The organism is Streptomyces sp. NPDC008137 (assembly GCF_042957035.1).
Classification (GTDB): domain Bacteria; phylum Actinomycetota; class Actinomycetes; order Streptomycetales; family Streptomycetaceae; genus Streptomyces.
In genome coordinates this window covers 20353-38889 of record NZ_JBIBHN010000042.1, presented here as the reverse complement: position 1 = coordinate 38889, position 18537 = coordinate 20353, and the positions used below count along the sequence as shown (strand labels likewise).

At 72.6% G+C, this 18537-nt stretch carries 11 protein-coding genes; 8 read left to right on the top strand and 3 right to left on the bottom strand.

What is annotated here, in order from left to right; translation table 11 throughout:
- Positions 1-4: 4 nt before the first annotated feature.
- The 6 genes from ACFZBT_RS37665 (at position 5) to ACFZBT_RS37640 (ending at position 9259) form a co-directional block, all read left to right on the top strand.
- Positions 5-889, top strand: coding sequence for a MurR/RpiR family transcriptional regulator (locus ACFZBT_RS37665; RefSeq protein WP_189721595.1), 885 nt, complete (start codon positions 5-7; stop codon positions 887-889).
- Between the two features lie 108 nt (positions 890-997).
- The gene (locus ACFZBT_RS37660; protein WP_391113980.1) at positions 998-5206 is read left to right on the top strand and encodes an NEW3 domain-containing protein; all 4209 of its coding nucleotides are present in this window, start codon (positions 998-1000) and stop codon (positions 5204-5206) included.
- A 50-nt stretch (positions 5207-5256) separates the two neighbouring features.
- On the top strand, positions 5257-5856 hold the full coding sequence (locus ACFZBT_RS37655) for a peptidyl-prolyl cis-trans isomerase (protein ID WP_391113977.1): 600 nt from the start codon (positions 5257-5259) through the stop codon (positions 5854-5856).
- 114 nt (positions 5857-5970) lie between these two features.
- Positions 5971-7344, top strand: coding sequence for an extracellular solute-binding protein (locus ACFZBT_RS37650; RefSeq protein WP_391113974.1), 1374 nt, complete (start codon positions 5971-5973; stop codon positions 7342-7344).
- Between the two features lie 2 nt (positions 7345-7346).
- On the top strand, positions 7347-8384 hold the full coding sequence (locus ACFZBT_RS37645) for an ABC transporter permease subunit (RefSeq protein ID WP_391113971.1): 1038 nt from the start codon (positions 7347-7349) through the stop codon (positions 8382-8384).
- The gene (locus ACFZBT_RS37640) at positions 8381-9259 is read left to right on the top strand and encodes an ABC transporter permease subunit (protein WP_391113967.1); all 879 of its coding nucleotides are present in this window, start codon (positions 8381-8383) and stop codon (positions 9257-9259) included. The genes ACFZBT_RS37645 and ACFZBT_RS37640 overlap by 4 nt, the downstream gene beginning before the upstream one ends.
- Here the strand turns inward: ACFZBT_RS37640 and ACFZBT_RS37635 are convergent.
- Positions 9223-11511, bottom strand: coding sequence for a glycoside hydrolase family 3 N-terminal domain-containing protein (locus tag ACFZBT_RS37635; RefSeq protein ID WP_391113964.1), 2289 nt, complete (start codon positions 11509-11511; stop codon positions 9223-9225). The two genes, ACFZBT_RS37640 and ACFZBT_RS37635, sit on opposite strands and share 37 nt — an antisense overlap.
- The gene (locus ACFZBT_RS37630; protein WP_391113961.1) at positions 11508-12638 is read right to left on the bottom strand and encodes a BadF/BadG/BcrA/BcrD ATPase family protein; all 1131 of its coding nucleotides are present in this window, start codon (positions 12636-12638) and stop codon (positions 11508-11510) included. The genes ACFZBT_RS37635 and ACFZBT_RS37630 overlap by 4 nt, the downstream gene beginning before the upstream one ends.
- Positions 12639-12656: 18 nt before the next feature.
- Between ACFZBT_RS37630 and ACFZBT_RS37625 the strand changes: the two genes are divergently transcribed.
- Positions 12657-13925, top strand: coding sequence for a glycosyl hydrolase (locus ACFZBT_RS37625; protein ID WP_391113958.1), 1269 nt, complete (start codon positions 12657-12659; stop codon positions 13923-13925).
- A 4-nt stretch (positions 13926-13929) separates the two neighbouring features.
- Here ACFZBT_RS37625 and ACFZBT_RS37620 read toward each other — a convergent pair whose 3' ends face one another.
- A complete protein-coding gene (locus ACFZBT_RS37620) occupies positions 13930-15414 on the bottom strand; it encodes a glycoside hydrolase family 3 N-terminal domain-containing protein (protein ID WP_391113955.1) in 1485 nt (494 codons plus the stop codon).
- Positions 15415-15637: 223 nt separating this feature from the next.
- Between ACFZBT_RS37620 and ACFZBT_RS37615 the strand changes: the two genes are divergently transcribed.
- Entirely contained in the window at positions 15638-18532 is a 2895-nt protein-coding gene (locus ACFZBT_RS37615; RefSeq protein WP_391113952.1) for an ABC transporter substrate-binding protein, read from the top strand.
- The last annotated feature ends 5 nt before the right edge of the window (positions 18533-18537 follow it).

Sequence of the window (18537 nt, the reverse complement as noted above, 5' to 3'; positions counted from 1 at the left end):
CCCCATGCCTCCCACGGACGTCACCACACTGATCCGCACCGAGCTGCCCCGGCTGGCGGGCTCCCTGCGGAAGGTCGGCGAGCTGATCCTGGAGGATCCGGCCGCCGTCACCCACTGCTCGGCCGCCGAGCTGGGCCGCCGCACCGGCACCTCCCAGGCGACCGTGACCCGCTTCTGCCGTGCCATCGGGCTGGACTCGTACCAGCACCTGCTGATCGAACTGGCCCAGGAGCGCGGCCGGGGCGAGGTGTCCGACTGGGGGACCGCCGAGATCGGTCCGGACATCTCGCCGGACGACAGTCTGGAGCGGGTCGTGCAGGTCGTCGGTACGGCGGACCTGCGGGCCATCCAGCAGACCATCGACCGGATCGATCTCGACGCGCTCGAACGCGCGGCCCAGGCCCTGGCCCGTGCGCGGCGCATCGACGTCTACGGCGTCGGCGGCAGTGGCGCGGTGACCCAGGAGACGGAGACCCGGCTGTTCCGCATCGGCTGCTCGGTCCGCGCCTGGACCGAAGTGCACGCGGCCGCCACCTCGGCGGCCCTGCTCACCCCGGCGGACGTGGCCATCGGCATCTCCCACTCCGGGACGACCCGCGAGACCCTCGAACCGTTCGAGATGGCCAAGGAGCGCGGCGCCACCACCATCGCCCTGACCACCGACCCGCGCTCGCCGCTGTCCAGGTCCGCCGACATCCGGCTCATCCCGTCCTCCTCGGAGACCAGCTTCCGGGCGGAGAGCATCAGCAGCCGGCACTCCGTGCTGATGCTCGTGGACTGCCTCTACGTCCGGGTCGCCCAGCTCACCTACCAGCGGGCGAGCGCCTCGCTGGCACTGACCGACCACATCACCCCGCAGCACGCGGTGAAGTCCCGCCGGACCAAGTGAATCCGGCCGAGGGTGCATGGATGAACCACCAAGTTGACGTGAAGATGGTTGTTTGAATCATTCCTGCCGTGCAGGATGGGGCTCCCCCAGAGCACTCGTAGGAGCCCCATGCGTGTCACCTCTGTCGAGTCGACCGAGCTCTTCGCCGGGACCACCGAGCAGCCGCGCCAGGTGGTGGCCGTCGAGCTGAGCCACGCCCCGGGCCGGACGGTCCGGCTCACCGTCGGCGGCCCGGGCCTCACCGGCACCGCGGAGACCACCGTCGGCGAGGACGGCACCGTACGGGCCGAGATACCCGTGACCGGCGAGGACCTGGTCCCCGGCGACCGCCGCGAGATCACCGTCACCGCCACGGACGGGGACGAGGTCACCACCCGCACCGGCGCGTTCACGGCGGCCGAACCCGGCTGGACCATGTTCATGGTCAGCCACTTCCACTACGACCCCGTCTGGTGGAACACCCAGGGCGCCTACACCGAGACCTGGGACGTCGCCGACGACCCGGCGACGAGCGGACTGCCCGCCCGCACCTTCGACTCGCGCGGCCAGTCCGGCATGAGCCTGGTGAGGGCCCACTGCGACCTGGCCCGCCGCGACCCGGCCTACACCTTCGTGCTCGCCGAGGTCGACTATCTCAAGCCCTACTGGGACTCCTTCCCGGAGGAGCGCGCCTTCCTGCGGCAGCTGATCCGCACCGGCCGCGTCGAGATCATGGGCGGCACCTACAACGAGCCCAACACCAACCTCACCGGCGCCGAGGCGACCGTGCGCAACGCCCTGTACGGCGACGGCTTCCAGCGGGGGATCATCGGGGCCTCGCCCGAGACGGCCTGGCAGCTGGACGCCTTCGGGCACGACCCGCAGTTCCCGGGGCTGATGGCGGACGCCGGGGTCAGCTCCAGTTCGTGGGCGCGCGGGCCGTTCCACCAGTGGGGGCCGACGCTGTCGGTGTTCGGCGAGGAGCCGAGGGACCCGGGCCGGATGCAGTTCCCGGCCGAGTTCGACTGGATCGCCCCGTCGGGGCGCGGCCTGCTGACCGCGTACATGGTCAACCACTACGGCGCCGGCTGGGCGATCGACAACGCGCCCACCCTGCCGGAGGCGAACGCCGCCGCGTACCGGCTGTTCCAGCGGCTCAAGCAGGTCGCGCTCACCCGCAACGTGCTGCTGCCGGTGGGCGGGGACTACGCGCCGCCGTGCCGCTGGGTCATGGACATCCACCGCGACTGGAACGCCCGGTACGTGTGGCCGCGGTTCATCAGCGCGGTTCCCCGGGACTTCTTCGCCGCCGTCCGCGCGGAGCTGGAGGCGGAGGGCCGCAAGGCCTCTCCCCAGACCCGCGACATGAACCCCGTCTACACCGGCAAGGACGTCTCCTACATCGACACCAAGCAGGCTCAGCGCCACGGCGAGTCGCTGCTCGCCGACGCCGAGGCCTGGGCGACGCTCGCCTCCCTCGTCACCGGGCACCCCTATCCGGACGCCGCCCTGGACAAGGCCTGGCGGCAGCTCGTCTACGGCGCCCACCACGACGCCATCACCGGCTCGGAGTCGGATCAGGTGTACATCGACCTGATGACCGGCTGGCGGGAGCTGCACGACCTGGCCGTGAGCGTGCACGCCGACGCCACCCAGGCCCTGGCCGACCAGGTCGCCCCCGGCGACGGCCCCGACCTGGTCGTCTTCAACTCCGCGACCTGGACGCGGCGGGACGTGCTGACGGTCGACGACCCGGGGCTCGTCCCCCGGGGGCTCCCCGCGGTCCGCGAGGACGGCCGTCTGCACATCGTCGTCCCGGAGGCACCCGGCATGGGCCTCAAGGCGCTCCCGCTCACCGAGGGGACGGTCCCCGGATGGGAACCCGCCGAAGGCCTCACCATCCGCAACGAGTTCTACGAGGTGACGGTCGACCCGGCACGCGGCGGTGGCGTCAGCAGTCTGCGCGCCCTGTCCGAGGGCGGCCGGGAGCTGCTGCGGCCCGGGGACATCGGCAACGAGATCGTCGTCCAGGAGGAGTACCCGAGGCACCCGCGCTTCGGCGAGGGCCCCTGGCACCTCACCCCGACCGGCACGACCGCCGCCCGCGGCCGGGACGTGACCGCCGAGGTGCGCGCCGAGCGCTCAGCGGCCGGTTCCCGGATCACCGTCACCGCCGACCTCGGGCTCTTCCGCTGCACCCAGCGCCTGACGCTGTGGCAGGGCGTCGACCGGCTCGACGTCACCACGACCGTCGACGGTTACGACGGCGCCGACCGGCTGATCCGGGTGCGCTGGCCCTCGGACGTACGGGGCGGGCTGCCGGTGCACGAGGTGGCCGACGCGGTGATCGGGCGCGGGTTCGGGTTCGTGGAGGTGGACAGCGAGCGGTTCCCCTGGACGCTGGACAACCCGGCGAACACCTGGTTCGGCCTGGGCTCCACCGCCCGGGTCGCCGTGCACGACGACTCCGGCACGCTTCTCGGACACCGCTCGATCGGCGTCGCCGAACTCGTCTACTCCGACTGGGACACGGCGGGCGAGCTCGGTGCCCCGCTCGCGGCGGCCCTGGTCCGGGCCGGGGTCACGGCGACCTCGACCATCGCGGGCGGGCCCCGCTACGGCGACCTGGAGGTCGACTCCAACCTCCCCGACATCCGGATCGCCGTCGGCGGCCCCGACCGCAACACCGTGGTCGCCGAGGCGCTCGGCTGGGACCCGGCGGCCGGGCGGGAACTCAGGCGCCAGCTCGCCGAGCGGGGTGTGGCCGCCGTCTGGGTCGCGCCGCGCGCCTCGCTGCGCGAGGAGTGGGTCCCCGGGGCCGACCTGCGCGACCTGGAACGTCTGCCGCTGCTCGTGGTGGCGGGTGCCCGCCCGGAGGACGACGCCAAGGCGGTCGACGCGATCGTCGCCGACCTGGACGACTTCACGGTGACGGCGACGGCAGCCGGTGGCGGCGAGGCTCTCCCGCCCGGTGACGCCTGGGACGGGCGCGGCTTCGCCGTCCTCAACCGTGGCACGCCCGGCTGTGTGGTCACCTCCTCCGGGGACCTCTACATGTCCCTGATGCGCTCCTGCACCGGCTGGCCGTCCGGCATCTGGATCGACCCACCGCGCCGGACCGCCCCCGACGGGTCGGGGTTCCAGCTCCAGCGCTGGTCGCACACCTTCGAGTACGCCGTCGTCGCGGGCCCGGGCGACTGGCGCGAACTGCGCCTGCCCCAGGCCGGGCACGCGTACAACCGCCCGCTGACGGCCCGGCTCCGGCGCTCCTCCGGCGCCCTCCCGAGGGAAGTCGCTCTGCTGGGACTGGAATCCGACGGCGGGGTACTGCTCGACGCACTCAAGCCGGCCGGCTCCCCGCTGGCCCGGGGCGGTGCGGCGCCCGTGGATCCGGGGCGGGGCGTCGTCGTCCGCGCGCACGAGGCCGACGGACGCCCGGCGCTGGCCCGGCTGTCCGGCCCGGTGCCCTGGTCGGCGGGTGCCCGCGCCGATGTCCTGGAGACGCCCGGGGAACCCCTCGTCCCGGACGGGGACGGCGCCTTGGGGGTCGAGCTGTCCGGCTTCGAGGTCGCGACGATCCTGGCCACCCCGGCCCACGCGCCGGACCTCGCGACCGGGCCGGGCATCGACGCCCACGAGCCCGCCCAGCCGGTCGCCACCCGCTACTGGCTCCACAACTCCGGCCCCGCCCCACGCGGCAACATGCCCGTCGCGGTCTACCTCTCCCCCAGCAGCCTCACCGCCGACGCCCCGGTCACCGCGACCGTCCGCGTCTCCTCCGAACTCACCGACACCCCCGTATCGGGCACGGTGACCTTCGAGACCCCACCCGGCTGGACCACCGAACCCGCCGAACTCCCTTACGCCCTCGCCCCCGGCGGCTTCACCCTCACCGACATCACGGTGACCCCGCCCCCGGACCCCGCCCCCGGCCGCCACTGGCTCGCCGCGCGGCTGTCCTACGGCGGCCAGACGTACGAGGACGTGGTGGCCCTGGACGTGGCGGCGGGGCACACCGGCCCGACTCTGGTGGCGGATCTGGGAGCCGAGCGGGTGACCGTCCGCCGGGGAGAACGGGCCCGCGTCCCCATGACCCTGCGAAACCCCACCCAGGGCCCCGTCAACGGCACCCTCTGGGCCGTCTCCTCCTGGGGCACGTGGCCGGGAGTCGCCCCGGGCTGCCAGGGCTTCACGGTGCCGGGCGGGGAGCAGACCGAGTCCGTGATCGAGGTGGACGGCACGGCGATCCCACCGGGTTCGTACTGGCTGCTGGCGAAAGTGGCCTGGCACGGCCGCGTGGCGTACACGAGGGCGGTGGAGCTGGTGGTGACGCCATGACGGGGGATCACGCGGCGCGCGTCCGGGGTGAGACGATCCCGAAGGAACGCGTGGCCGCATTCCTGAGCGGGGGCGGTACATCGCCCTTTGGGGGCGCGGGGAACTGCGCGACCAGCCACGACGCAGCGGCACAAGCAAGACGGCACCGCCAACAACGGCGCTGGGCGACCCAGGTGGTCATCGCCGACGAACTCGCCCGCCGCACCTGCGCGGAACGCGGCCTCCCCCCACCGCCCAGCGCCCTCCCGACACACCTGCCGAACGTCCCCGACCCCGACGTCGCCACCCTCGGCAGCATCATCGCCGCGACCCTCACCCACTCCCCCGCCGCCCGAGCCCTGCTCGCCGACCTGGCACGCGAACAGGACATCCCGGAAACGGCCGTACAGGACTACTACACCCGCAACCAGGACCGCTTCCTCACCCCCGACGCCCTGCGACGCGGCGTCGACCCCTACGACGGACCGGCTCCCACGGACATCCATCCGTACCGGCACGTCCGCCACGGCATCGAACACGAACTACGCCAAGCCGCAGCCCACCGCGCCTTCTTCACCTGGCTCGACGAGGCCCGCGCGGACGTCGAGTACGCCGAGGGCTACGAACACCCCGGCGACCCCACGCACCAGGACCACGAACACCGCCACTGAGCAAAACCATTGACCTCCGATGAATTCTGGTCCACATTTTCATCAATCGAAGTCCGACTTGGTGATTTGATCCAGCGACTCGATCCAGCGACGACTGGTCCCAGGAGGGCAGCAATGCGCGCAAGAAGACTCACCGGATCCCTGACCTGTCTGGTCGTCCTGACCCTGACGGCCGCCGGCTGCGGCCTGTCCGGCGGCGGTTCCGACGGCGGTGACGCCACGGCCGGCGGCTGCAAGGTCGACAAGGGCAACGTCGGTTCCGGCAAGCTCTCCGGCGAGGTCAAGGGAAAGATCACGTTCCAGACCACCAACCTGAAGAAGGACTTCGGGAAGTACTTCAACGGCGTCATCGACGCCTTCGAGAAGGCGCACCCCGGTACCGAGGTCAACTGGATCGACGACCCGGGCGACGCCACCTTCACCCAGCGCCTGGTCGCCGACGCCCAGGGCTGCACCCTGCCGGACGTGGTGAACATCAACGTCAACACGGCGGTGGCGCTGACGAAGAACGGCTACCTGCTGAACCTGGACGACAAGGCCCCGGACGCGGGCAAGCCGTTCGCCCCCGCGCTGTGGAAGTCCAGCATGTACGCCGACGCGGACGGCAAGAAGGTGCACAGCGTGCTGCCCTGGTACTCCGGCGGCATCGTGCAGACCTTCAACACCGACCTGATGAAGAGGGCGGGCCTGGACCCCGCCAAACCTCCGACGACCGTGCTCGGCCTGTTCGACGACGCGCAGAAGGTGGCCAAGGCCTCCGGCGGCAAGTACTACGCGTTCCTCGCCAACCCGCAGCTGCGCATCCCGGCCGACTGGCAGCAGATGGGCATAGAGATCCTCTCGGCCGACGGCAAGAAGTTCACCTTCGCCGACGACCCGAAGACGGCCCAGTGGGTCGAGGCCATGACCAAGCTGTACAAGGCCGGTGGCATGCCGAGGGACTCCCTGTCCTCCACGCAGGACCCGGCCAACGTCTACGGCCAGGGCAAGCTGGTCTACGGCCCCACCAACCCCAACTTCCTGCGGTTCATCCAGCAGAACAACCCGAGCGTCTACAAGAAGACCGGTGTCGCCCCGTTCATGCTCGACGCCCTCGGCCACACCGTCGGCGCCCCGCAGTACGTCGGGGTCGCGTCCACCAGCAAGAACGCCTCCACCGCGCTGTCCTTCGCACGGTTCCTGACGAACGCCGAGAACCAGCTCGCCTGGGCCAAGGACCCGAACGTCGTCATCTTCCCCTCCACCACGGCCTCCTTGAACGACCCGTTCTTCCAGTCGGTCAAGGGCGACGACCCCTTCGCCGAGGCCCGCAAGATCGTCGCCAGTGACCGCAAGACCGCCACGGCCGACGAGATCGCCCTGACGCCCGGTGAGCTGAACGCCATCTCGGCCCAGATCCAGCTCGCCATGCAGGGCAAGAAGAGCGCCGAGGACGCTCTGAAGGACGCCCAGTCCAAGGCCGACCAGCTCATCGAGCAGGGCAGCTGAGGATGACGCAACCGACCGTCCACCAGGCGCCCGTCCCCGCTCCCCCGGGTGCGGGCGCCCGACGCCCCGGCGGCGCCTCCCCCTCCCGGCCGCCGGGGCCCCTGCGCCGTGCCCTCCGCTTCGTGACGCCCGGCCCGAGCGCCGACGCGGGGGGCGCGGCGCTCCACCGCCGCTGGTGGCTGCCCTGGCTGTGGATGGCCCCGGCGATCATCGGCGCGACCGTGTTCGGGGTCTTCCCGTTCCTCAACACGGTCGTCGTCTCCTTCACCGACGCCAAGCCGCTCGGCGGGGCGTACAACCTCGTCGGCCTGGACAACTACCGCCGGATGCTGGGCGATCCGGACTTCTGGCTGGCCACCCGCAACAGCCTGCTGTACGCGCTGATCGTCGTCCCGCTGATGGTGCTGCTGCCGCTGCTGCTCGCGATCCTGGTGGAGAAGAACCTGCCGGGCATCGGCTTCTTCCGCTCCGCCTTCTACACGCCGGTGCTCGCCTCCAGCGTGGTCGTGGGCCTGAGCTGGCAGTGGCTGCTGAGCGACCAGGGGCTGGTCAACACCTGGCTGCAGCAGGCCCACATCATCCGGGACGCCATCCCGTTCCTGTCGGACTCGTGGCTGATCCTGCTGTCGGCGATGGGGCTGACGCTCTGGAAGGGCCTCGGCTGGTACATGATCTTCTACCTGGCCGCCCTGGGGAACGTCCCCAAGGAGCTGCACGAGGCGGCGGCCGTGGACGGCGCGGGTGTCGTGCGCCGCTTCTGGCACGTCACCGTGCCAGGCGTCCGCACCTCGATGATGCTGGTCGGCACCCTGACCGGTATCGGCTCCCTCAGGGTCTTCACGGAGATCTACATGCTGGGCGGTTCCACCGGCGGCCCCGGCGGCGCGGACCGCACGCTGCCCTTCTACATCCGCGACGTCGGCCTCGACCCGCTCACCGGCAACGCCGGCTACGGCGCCGCCGTCAGCGTCGCCCTGTTCGCCCTGACCCTGGGCCTCACGCTGCTCGCCCAGCGCCTGACGAAGGAGGACGAGGCATGACGACCGCCGTCGACAAGCGCCGACGTCTGATGCCCCGCTGGCGGGACTACGGCCGACCGCGCGAACTGGTCGTCCGCTATCTGCTGCTGGTGTTCGTCCTCTTCATCACCGTCGGCCCGCTGCTGTGGCAGCTGCTGTCGTCCCTCAAGGGCGCGGGCGAGGACGTCTTCGGCGCCGGTGCCTCGCTGATCCCCCACCACCCGACCCTGCGGGCCTACCGCGAGATCTTCGACCAGGTGCCGGTGTGGACGTACATCGGGAACAGCATGGTGATCGTCGCGCTGTCCGTCACCAGCCAGCTCGTCTTCTCCACCCTGGCCGGCTACATGCTCTCCAAGCCCGGCTGGAAGGGCCGCAAGCTGGTCTGGGTGGTGCTGATGGCGTCCATGATGTTCCCCTTCGAGTCGATCATGGTGTCGCTGTTCCTCAGCATCCGGGACATGGGCCTGGTCGACCATCTGGCCGGTGTCTGGCTGCCCGGCTTCGTCGCCGCGATCAACGTCCTCATCATGCGGGCCGCGTTCCTCGCCGTGCCGCGCGAGATCGAGGACGCGGCGATGCTGGACGGGGCGGGCGAGTGGAAACGCTTCCGCCATCTGTATCTGCCCTCCGCCTACGGCGCGATCCTCGTCGTCACCATCAACACCTTCATCAGCGCCTGGGACGACTTCCTGTGGCCGCTGATCGTGCTGCGCTCGGAGGAGCACTTCACACTGACACTCGGTCTCGCCCGGCTGCAGAGCTCGTCGTTCGGCTACGACCAGCGGATGGTGATGGCCGGCTCGGTGATCTCCGTGATCCCGGTGCTGGTGCTGTTCGTCATCACCCAGCGGTGGTTCTACAGGGGCGTCTCGTCCGGTGCCGTGAAGCTCTGATCGACCCGCAGCCCGACCGGTACGGCGGTCAGGGCCCGGCGCGCCGACTCCGCGACGCGGATCTCGACCGTGCCGGGCAGGACCGCCGTCTCCAGGTCGGCGCCCACCTGCGCCAGTTGTTCCGGCCCGAGGTCGAAGGCGACCGTACGGCACTCCCCCGGCTCCAGGTCGACGGCCCGAAATCCCCGGAGTTCCAGGGCGCGCGGCCAGACCGGCGTGACGAGTCGGCGCAGATACAGCTGCGCGACGGTACGCCCGTGCCGTTCCCCGGTGTTGGTGACGTCGGCCTCGACGGTCCGCCCCACCAGCCGTGGCGGCCCGTAGGCGAAGCTCGTGTACGACAGCCCGTGCCCGAAACCGTAGAGCGGCTCGGCGCTGCCGTCGGCGTAGCCGCCGTACTCGGTGTCCTTGTGGTTGTAGTGGACGGGCAGTTGACCCGCTGAGCGCGGTACGGAGACGGGCAGCCGGCCGACGGGCTCGGCCCGCCCCAGCAGGACGTCCGCGATCGCCTCTCCGCCCCAGGGGCCCGGGTACCAGGCGGTGAGCAGTGCGGCGGCCCGTTCGGCGGCCTCGGGGACGGCGTGCGGGCGGCCCTGGACCAGGACGACGACGGTGGGTGTGCCGGTCGCCGTGACGGCGTCGAGCAGGGCGTGCTGGGCCGCGCCGAGCCGGAGCCCGGCCAGGTCGACGCCCTCCCCGCAGGTCATCTCGGACACGACGGTGCGCGCGGCGCCGTTGGCGTCGAACCCCGTGCCGGGCGCACGGGCGCTGCTGCCGCCCAGCACGAGCACGGCCAGATCGGACGCGGCGGCCTCCGCGATCGCCTCGGGGATGCCGGAGAGGTCGTCCCCCGTGAGGGCACAGCCCTTGGCGTGGCGTACGTCGATGCCGGTGCGCCGGAGTGCGTCGAGGACGCCGGTGCCGGTACCGGGGCGTTGTGGGGCGGTGTAGTCGCCCAGCTGGTGGGCGACGGTGCCGGCGTGCGGCCCCAGGACGGCGATCCGGGAGCCCTTCGATACGGGCAGCACGCCCTGGTCGTTGTGGAGCAGGGTGACGGCGGACCGGGCGAGGGCGGTGCTCAGCTCGCGTCCCACGGCGGGGGCAGGGAACGGGCCCGCGCTGTAGGGCTGTTCGAACAGCCCGAGGCGGAACTTGAGCCGCAGCACCCGGGCGACCGCCTGGTCCAGGGCCTCCTCGCTCACCAGCCCCCGCTCGACCGCCTCCTCCAGGTGCGTGAAGCCCTCGTCCCACAGGCTGAGGTCGACCCCGGCGTCGAGGGCGAGGGCACCGGCGGAGACCTTGTCGCCGGTGACGCGGGCCAGCCGGTCGACGGCCAGACCGTCCGCCATGACGAGTCCGTCGAAACCCCAGCGGTGGCGCAGCAGTCCGGTGAGCAGGGCGCGGTTGCCGCAGCAGGGCATCCCGTCGACCTCGTTGTAGGCGGCCATGACGGCGGCGGCTCCGGCCCGGACCCCGGCGTGGGCGGCGGGGAGGTGGATCTCGTGCAGCTCCCGGAGACCGAGTTCGGACTCGGCGGAGTTGCGGCCGCCGACGGTGGCGCCCTGGCCGGCGAAGTGCTTGAGGACGACGGGGGCCTTGTCCGGGGCGAAGAGCCCGTCCGGCTCACCGAGAGGCTCCCCCTGCATACCGCGCACGAGCGCCTCGGTGAGCCGGGCGGCCAGGTACGGGTCCTCACCGAAGCACTCCTCGGTCCGGCCCCAGCGCGGGTCCCGTGCGATGTCCAGGGCCGAGACCAGGGCGACATGGCCGCCTCTGGCGCGCAGTTCGGCGGCGGCGTGGGCGGCGGCCCGCTCGTACAGGCCCGGGTCCCACCCGGCGCCCACGGCCAGGTTGACGGGCAGGACCGTACCGTCGAGAGCCATGTGCCCGTGCGGCACCTCCTCGACGAACAGGGCCGGAATGCCGAGCCGGCTGTGCTCCACGACATGCCGCTGGACGAGGTGGGCCAGTCCGGCACCGGCCTCGGCGCCGGACCCGGTGGTGTGGTCGACGCCCGACCAGGCGTCGGCGCGCAACAGCCCGTACAGGGCCCCGAGTCCGGCGAAGCGCTCGGTCTCGGCGTGGAGGGCTTCGGTGAGTTCGAAGCCGCCGTCGGGGGTGCGGCGGTAGGCGTCCCAGCCGTACATCCGCTGGTTGAGCTGGCCGGCCTTCTCGCGCAGGGTCATCCGGGAGAGCAGGTCGCCGACGCGGGCGTCGACCGGGGCGGCGGGGTCTCGGTACACGGCGGTCATGTACGGCCCTGGTGCGCGAGCCGGGCCAGGGCCACGGCGCCCCGGCGGCCGTCGGGCACCCAGTCGAGGGTCAGGCCGAGGGTCTGGAGGCGGGCTTCCAGGCGTGAGGTGAGCGGCCCGTCGGGGCCGAGCAGGCCTCCGGTGGCCACGACCCGTTCTCCCGGACTGGGCTTCAACGCCCTGACGGTCTCGGTGAGCTGGTCGGCCGCCTCGTCGAGGATGGCGAGGGCGACGGCGTCCCCGGCGGCCCGGACGACGAGGGGTGCGAGGCGGGCCAGGCGGACGGGCGGCTGAGCCATGACGGCAGGGAGCAGGTGCCCGCGGTAGGCCTCGCGGTGGGGGCGGGACCAGGGGGTTTCGTCGTGGGGCGGGAGGCCGTGCCCGGCGGGGCTCAAGGAGTCGGCCCCGGCGCCCGCCTCGTAGGGGGCGTCCTCTCCGAGCGGACGGACCACGACACCGCCGGGCGGGGCGAGGGACGGCCCGCCGGGCAGCACCTCCTCCGGCACGCCCAGCTCCCTTCCCACCGCGGCCGCCAGTACGGTCGGGGCACCCCTTCCGTCGGCCATGCGCAGGGCGGCCCGTACCGCGGCGCGGCCGATCCAGAAGCCGCTGCCGTCGTCGCCGAGGAGCCAGCCGTCACCGTCCACGGTGGCGACCGCGCGGCGTCCGGTGACGCGCAGGGCGACCGCGCCGGTGCCGGCGACCAGGGCGAGGCCGTCGGCCGGGGCGCCCGGCGCGGAGGCGAAGGCGGCCTCGATGTCGCTGCGGACGAGGGGCGGCCCGGCGTCGATACCGAGCCGGCGCAGGGCGGCTGTCAGGGCGGTCAGGGCGTTGTGCCGCCCCGGTTCGTCGGCGAAGGCGTCCGTGGCCCCCGCGAAACCGCCGGCCACGGCCACGACCCGGGCACGGAGGGCCTCGGGCACGGCCTGCCCGACCGCCTCGGCGAGATGCTCGGTGAGCCGCGGCACCGCGACGGTGAGGGCGTTGCCCGGCCCGGCGGAACCCTCGCCCAGCGGACGTCCGTCCGCGGCGGTCGCCAGGACCGCCCGGGTCCGCGTGCCGCCCGCGTCGAGGCCGACCACCAAGGCCGAGCCGACTTGACGCTCCTGGTTCAATTCATTACCCATCGCCGACTATGGTGATTGATGCATTCACCCAGAGCAAGGGATCTGGGTGCTCGACCCGAGGAGGATCCCATCCCCACGCTCCGCTTCGGCGTCAACTACACGCCCCGCCGCGGCTGGTTCCACGCCTGGCACGACTTCGACCCGGCGCACGCCCGGGAGGACCTGGACCAGATCGCCGCGCTCGGCCTCGACCACGTCCGGGTCTTCCACCTGTGGCCGCTGCTCCAGCCCAACCGCACGCTCATCCGCCCCGCCGCCGTGGACCAGCTCGCACATCTGGTCGACCTGGCGGCCGAGGCCGGTCTCGACGTCCTGGTGGACGGTGTGCAGGGCCATCTGTCCAGCTTCGACTTCTACCCGGAGTGGACGCGGAGCTGGCACCACCGCAATGTCTTCACCGACCCGGAGGCCGTCGCCGCCCAGGCCGAGCTGATGCGGACACTCGGCAGGGCACTCGCCGGCCGTCCCAACCTCATCGGCCTGCAACTGGGCAACGAGCTGAACAACCTGGTCGAGCACAACCCGGTGACCGCGGACGAGGTGGACCACTACCTCGACACCCTGCTGGCCGCCACCCGCGAGCACCTGCCTCCGGGCCGGCTCGCGACCCACTCCGCCTACGACGCGGCCTGGTACGGCGACGACCACCCCTTCACCCCCGAGGCCTCGGCCCGCAAGGGCGATGTCACCACCGTCCACCCCTGGGTGTTCTCCGGCGACTGCGCCCGCCGCTACGGCCCCCGCTCCCCTCAGGTGCGGCACCTCGCCGAGTACGGCACGGAACTCGCCAAGGCCTACGCCGAGGACCCGGCCCGCCCGGTCTGGGTCCAGGAGACGGGCGCACCGGAACCCCACATCCCGGCGGCCGACGCCCCGGACTTCGCCCGGGCGACCGTGCGGAACGCGGCCGGGTGCGAGGGGCTGTGGGGCGTGACCTGGTGGTGCTCCCACGACGTGGACCGGTCCCTGGCCGACTACCCGGAACTGGAGTACACCCTGGGCCTGTTCGACGCGCGGGGCGAGACCAAGCCGATCGCCGCGGCCCTGGCCGAGACCGTCGCCGAGGTGCGCGCGGGGCACCACCCCGCCCTGCCCCGCGACACGGCCCTGGTCCTGGACTGCACGCCGTCCACCCGCTCCGTGTCCGGCCCGGGAGGCGCGTACTTCGACGCGTGGATGGCCCTGCGCGCCGAGGGTGTCCACCCGGCGGTGGTCCTGGCGGGGCGGGCGGACGACGCCGCGTACCTCGCGGCGCGCGGCATCAAGGAGGTCGTACGCGTGCCGTGAGCCCTCAGACGGCCGGGGTGCCCATGCTGCCCGCCAGCGCCTCGGCGACGGCCCGCAGATTCACCCGCCCCCGCCCGTAGGAGCACAGTGCGCCGCCCTCCGGCAGCCCGGTGTCGATCCGCACGGCGTCGGGCCGCTGTGACAGCAGGGCGGCGCGCAGCCGTTCCTGCCAGGGGTGGAGCCCGGCGTCACAGGTGGCGACGACCAGAGGTGCGTCACCGGAGGCGCGCAGGATCTCCTCGACGAAGGGGGCCGGATCCGCGGGCTCTCCGCTGACCGCGGTGCCCGTGGCCGTGGGGTCGACGGCCCGCACCTCCGTCAGCAGGTCCTCGCCGCCCCAGTTGAGCGCGGGATGCGGCGTCGGGAACAGGTCGACGACATGGGCGCCCCGCACGCCCGGCGGCAGCGGCCGGCTGCGGACGGCCCGGCGGGCGGCCTCGAGACCGGCCCCCGCGCCCCAGCCCTCGACGGTGCCTGCGGCCGGAGCGGCGTACCGCACGGCGAGGCGGCGCACCCGCCCGGCCGCCTCCCGCACCCGCTCCTCGGACAGCACGCCCGAGCGCAGCGCGCCGAGCACCGCGTCCCGGCAGGCCAGGGTGACCTCCAGGTCCGGCACGGCCACGATGACCTGGTCGGCGCCGGCCGCGAGGGCGATCCGCGCCCCGGCGGCCTCGCCGTAGCGGTCGGCGATGGCCTTCATCTCCAGGGCGTCGCTGACCAGGACCCCGTCGAAGTCCAGCTCGTGGCGGAGCAGATCGCCCAGGATGCGGCGGCTCAGGGTGGCGGGCCGCTCGGGGTCCAGCGCCGGGTAGACGACATGAGCACTCATGATCATCGGAACGCCCGCGTCGACGGCCGCCCGGAAGGGCTCGAAGTCGGCCCGCAGTTCGTCGTACGACCGCGGGTCGACGGCGATGCCGTGGTGACTGTCGGTCTCGGTGCCGCCGTGCCCGGGGAAGTGCTTGGCGCAGGAGGCGACGCCCCGCCGCTCGGTGGCGGTGATCCAGGCCCGCAGATGCCGGGCGGCCAGGGCGGGTTCGGCGCCGAAGGACCGGGTGCGCACGATCGGGTTGCGGGGATGGTGCTGGAGGTCGGCGACCGGGGCGTAGGAGACCGTGATGCCGAGCGAGGCCAGATGCCCGGCCAGGGCGTCGGCGCAGCGGCCGGTCAGCCGGGGATCGTCGGCCACTCCGAGCGCGTACGAGCCGGGCACCTCGGGAGCGTCCGCGCCCACCAGGTGCCCGATCCCGCCGCCCTCGTTGTCGATCCCCACGAGCAGGTCCGGCCGCAGGGCCCGCAGCTCCGCGGTGAGCCGCCGCACCTGTTCCGCGTCGCGGACGTTGCGGGTGAACAGGATGACCCCGCCGAGGCCGCGGTCGACGAGCCGCTTGAGGGTGTCGGGCACGGTCGTGGTGCCGGTGAAGCCGGCGACGAGGCAGCGGTGGGCGGCGTCGTCGAGGCCGGGGGGCAGATGCGCGGAGTGGGTCACCCCGGGAATCCTCTGGCTCGTTCAACCAAATGTCAACAGAGTGATGGATCGCCCATTCAGCGAATCGGAACAGACCCCGCCGAAACGTTCCGGAAGTTCTTCCGTCACCCACTCGCACCCCACCCACACCGGCTAGCCTCGTAAGTCACCGAAGGCGAACGGGGGATTGCCCATGGTGAACGCTGATCGCACGCCGCCGGACTGTCCCGGGGGACATGACGGCATGCCGGAGCGTGGCGCCGGGCTCCACCTCCAGGATCAGCTCGAGATCCTCATCCAGGACTTCCGCACGAGCACCGAGCCACCCATGCCGGTGTTCGTCGTGCACGCCGAGGAGAGCGCGGACGACGACGCGGTGACCGGGCTGGTCCGGCAGCTCTACGCGGGCCAGGAGGCACACGGCACGCGCTGCGCGGTGGCGCAGGACGCCTACGAGGGTCCCACGGAGGTACGCCGGGCCGCGGCCATGGTGCGGGCGCTGAGCGATCCGAAGAAGTGGGGCGGCCCGAAGGCGGTCTACCGGCGCTACGCCTTCCCGCGGCTGCGGCTGGTGCACGCCATCGACGACGCGGTCGCGGCCCTCGGCGACACCTGGCCGGCGCCCGAGCCGGGCAGCCCCGAGGCCGGTCAGGACCAGCGGCAGCGGCTGCTGAACCAACTGGCCCAGCAGCGCTGGCGGCCGAGGAACACCGCGCGCTGGCGCTCGGGGCTGCCGCAGTTCGACATGGCCCACATCCTCCCGGCGAGCCTCGTGACCGTGCTCGCCGCGCTCATGGCCCGCAGCGAGTGGTACGTGGCGGTGGGCGCCGGTCTCGTCTTCCTGCTGCTGCTGACCGTCCTCAACTACGCCCTGCCGGGGCGGGCGCCGATCTTCCTGTGGCTGCGCCGGGAGAGCCGCTGGTTCATGACCACGACGTTCCTCAGGGCGGCGGACCACGAGGATCCCACCGAGGTCTCACTGCTGCGGCCGGTGCGGTCCTGGAAGGCGATCGCGGCCCGGGCGTACGACGTGGCGGAGGCACTCACCGCCGGCGGCGACTTCCACCTCCAGCTCTGCGTGCTGGCTCTGCGCGAGGACCTGCGGGACAACCACCGCCGCTGGAGCTGGGACCTGCGCGGCTTCAAACGGCCGCGCCCGCCGATGCTGTTCCTGCCCCACGCGGACGCCCGCAACGGCGGCATAGAACTGATCCGGGCCATCAGCGACGTCCGAAGCCGCCGCAGTGAGCTCGACCCCTTGGTGGTGGTCGCCGCGGTGCACACGCGGGACGTGCCACGCCTGGAGCGCGGCGCGGTTCCGGCGACGCCCGCCCCCACCGCCGTACCGCCCAGGTTCGGTGAGCGGCTGCGCACCTGGCACCGGGAGTGGGCGCACAACCTGCGCGCCGAACAGTCGCCAAGCCGGGAGCGGTCCGTCCTGCCCTGGGTGATGAGGATCCCGCTGCCGCACGACCAGCTCGGCCCCGTCGAGGAACGCACCCGGCATCTACGGGCCTCCACCCGCCCCACGCCCGCCCGGCTGGTGTGGTCCCTGCACACCCTGCTCCTGGTGATCGCCCTGCTGACCGCCGGGACCGTCATGCGGGCCGACGCCCTGCACGACAGGTACTGCTCGGCATCCGTACTGACCGCCAACCGGGACACCCGCCGCGAGGAGACACCCGGCGGTGGCACGGAATGCATCGGCATCGCGACGGACGGCGTCCGCTTCGCCGACTGGCTGCCCGCGCCCGACCCCGGCGACGAGCCCAAGGCCCTGACGGCAGGCGATGCGACGCCCTGGACGGTGGGCGAGCTGGAGGACCGCATCGCCGGGCAGAACGCGAACGTCCTCGCCCTCCCCCACTCTCGGCTTCGCTCGAGCGGGGGGACCCCCATCTCCGGCAAATACGTCACCGTCGTCTACGCCGGCCCGCTGAGCGCCGATCCCTCGGACGGCTCCTCGCTCGTGAAGGGCGCCGAGGAACTGGCGGGCGTGTATCTGGCCCAGGCCGTCATCAACAAGAACTCCAGTGTGAAACTGCGGGTCCTGCTCGCCAACGGCGGCGTGGACCTCGGCCACCAGAAGGAGATGGCCGAGCAGATCGCCGCGTACGCCGCCCAGGACCCGACCGTGGTGGGGGTCGTGGGCACCGGCCGCGACCTGAAGTCGAGCAGGGCGACGACCCGCACGCTGATGGAGGCCGGGCTGCCCATCGTCTCCGGCACGAACTCCGCCACCTATCTGCCCCGCGAGTACGCCAACTGGTTCAGCCTGGCCGCCACGGACCAGTGGCAGACCGAGCAACTCGGCCTGATCGCGGCCCAGTTGCGCACTCCGGGCCGGCGGCAGTACTCCCTGGTCCTGGCCCGTGACACGGCGAAGACCGACGACCTCTACACCGACGAACAGGCGCGCTACGGCCAGGACATGCTCGGACGGCAGGGCTTCACCCCGCTCGACCAGCGCCGCTACACCCTCAGCGGCGGCAAGCCGGAACTCCGCTCGCACGCCCAGGAGATCTGCCGGGGCGGCCGGGTCCCGTCGGTGATCTACTTCGCCGGCCGGGTGGAGGACATCGATCCCCTGATGACCCAGCTGGGCACCGAGCCGGGCTGCGCCGGAACGCCCCTGGCCATTCTCACCGGCGACGACCTGTCCAAGGCCGACTTCACCGCCGGCGGACAGTCCGTCGCGCCGAAGGTCACGCTGTACCACTCGGCCCTGGCCGAGCTGCGGACGGCCGCCACCACGACGACCTTCTACCTGGACGCGTCCGCACACCTGCCGGGACTGCGGGACGGGAACCTGCGCTACGACAGCCCCGCCCTTGCCAGCGGCCAGACCGCCCTGGCACACGACGCGACCCGCGCCCTGTACTGGGCGGCCACCCGGGACGACCGGCCCCAGAGCCGCGCCTCGACCTGGGTGAACCTGCGCAACGTCAAGATCGAGGGCATGGCCACCGGCACCATCGACTTCACCCGTGCCCCGCTGTACGGCGACCGCACCGGCCACAGCATCGTCCTCAAGGAGGTCCGCCGCGCCGACGACGCCAGCTCCGAGACACGGGTGGTGTGCAGCCGCACCGCGGGGAACACGAAGCGGCTCACACAGAAGGAGTGCCGGATCCGCTGAGGGCC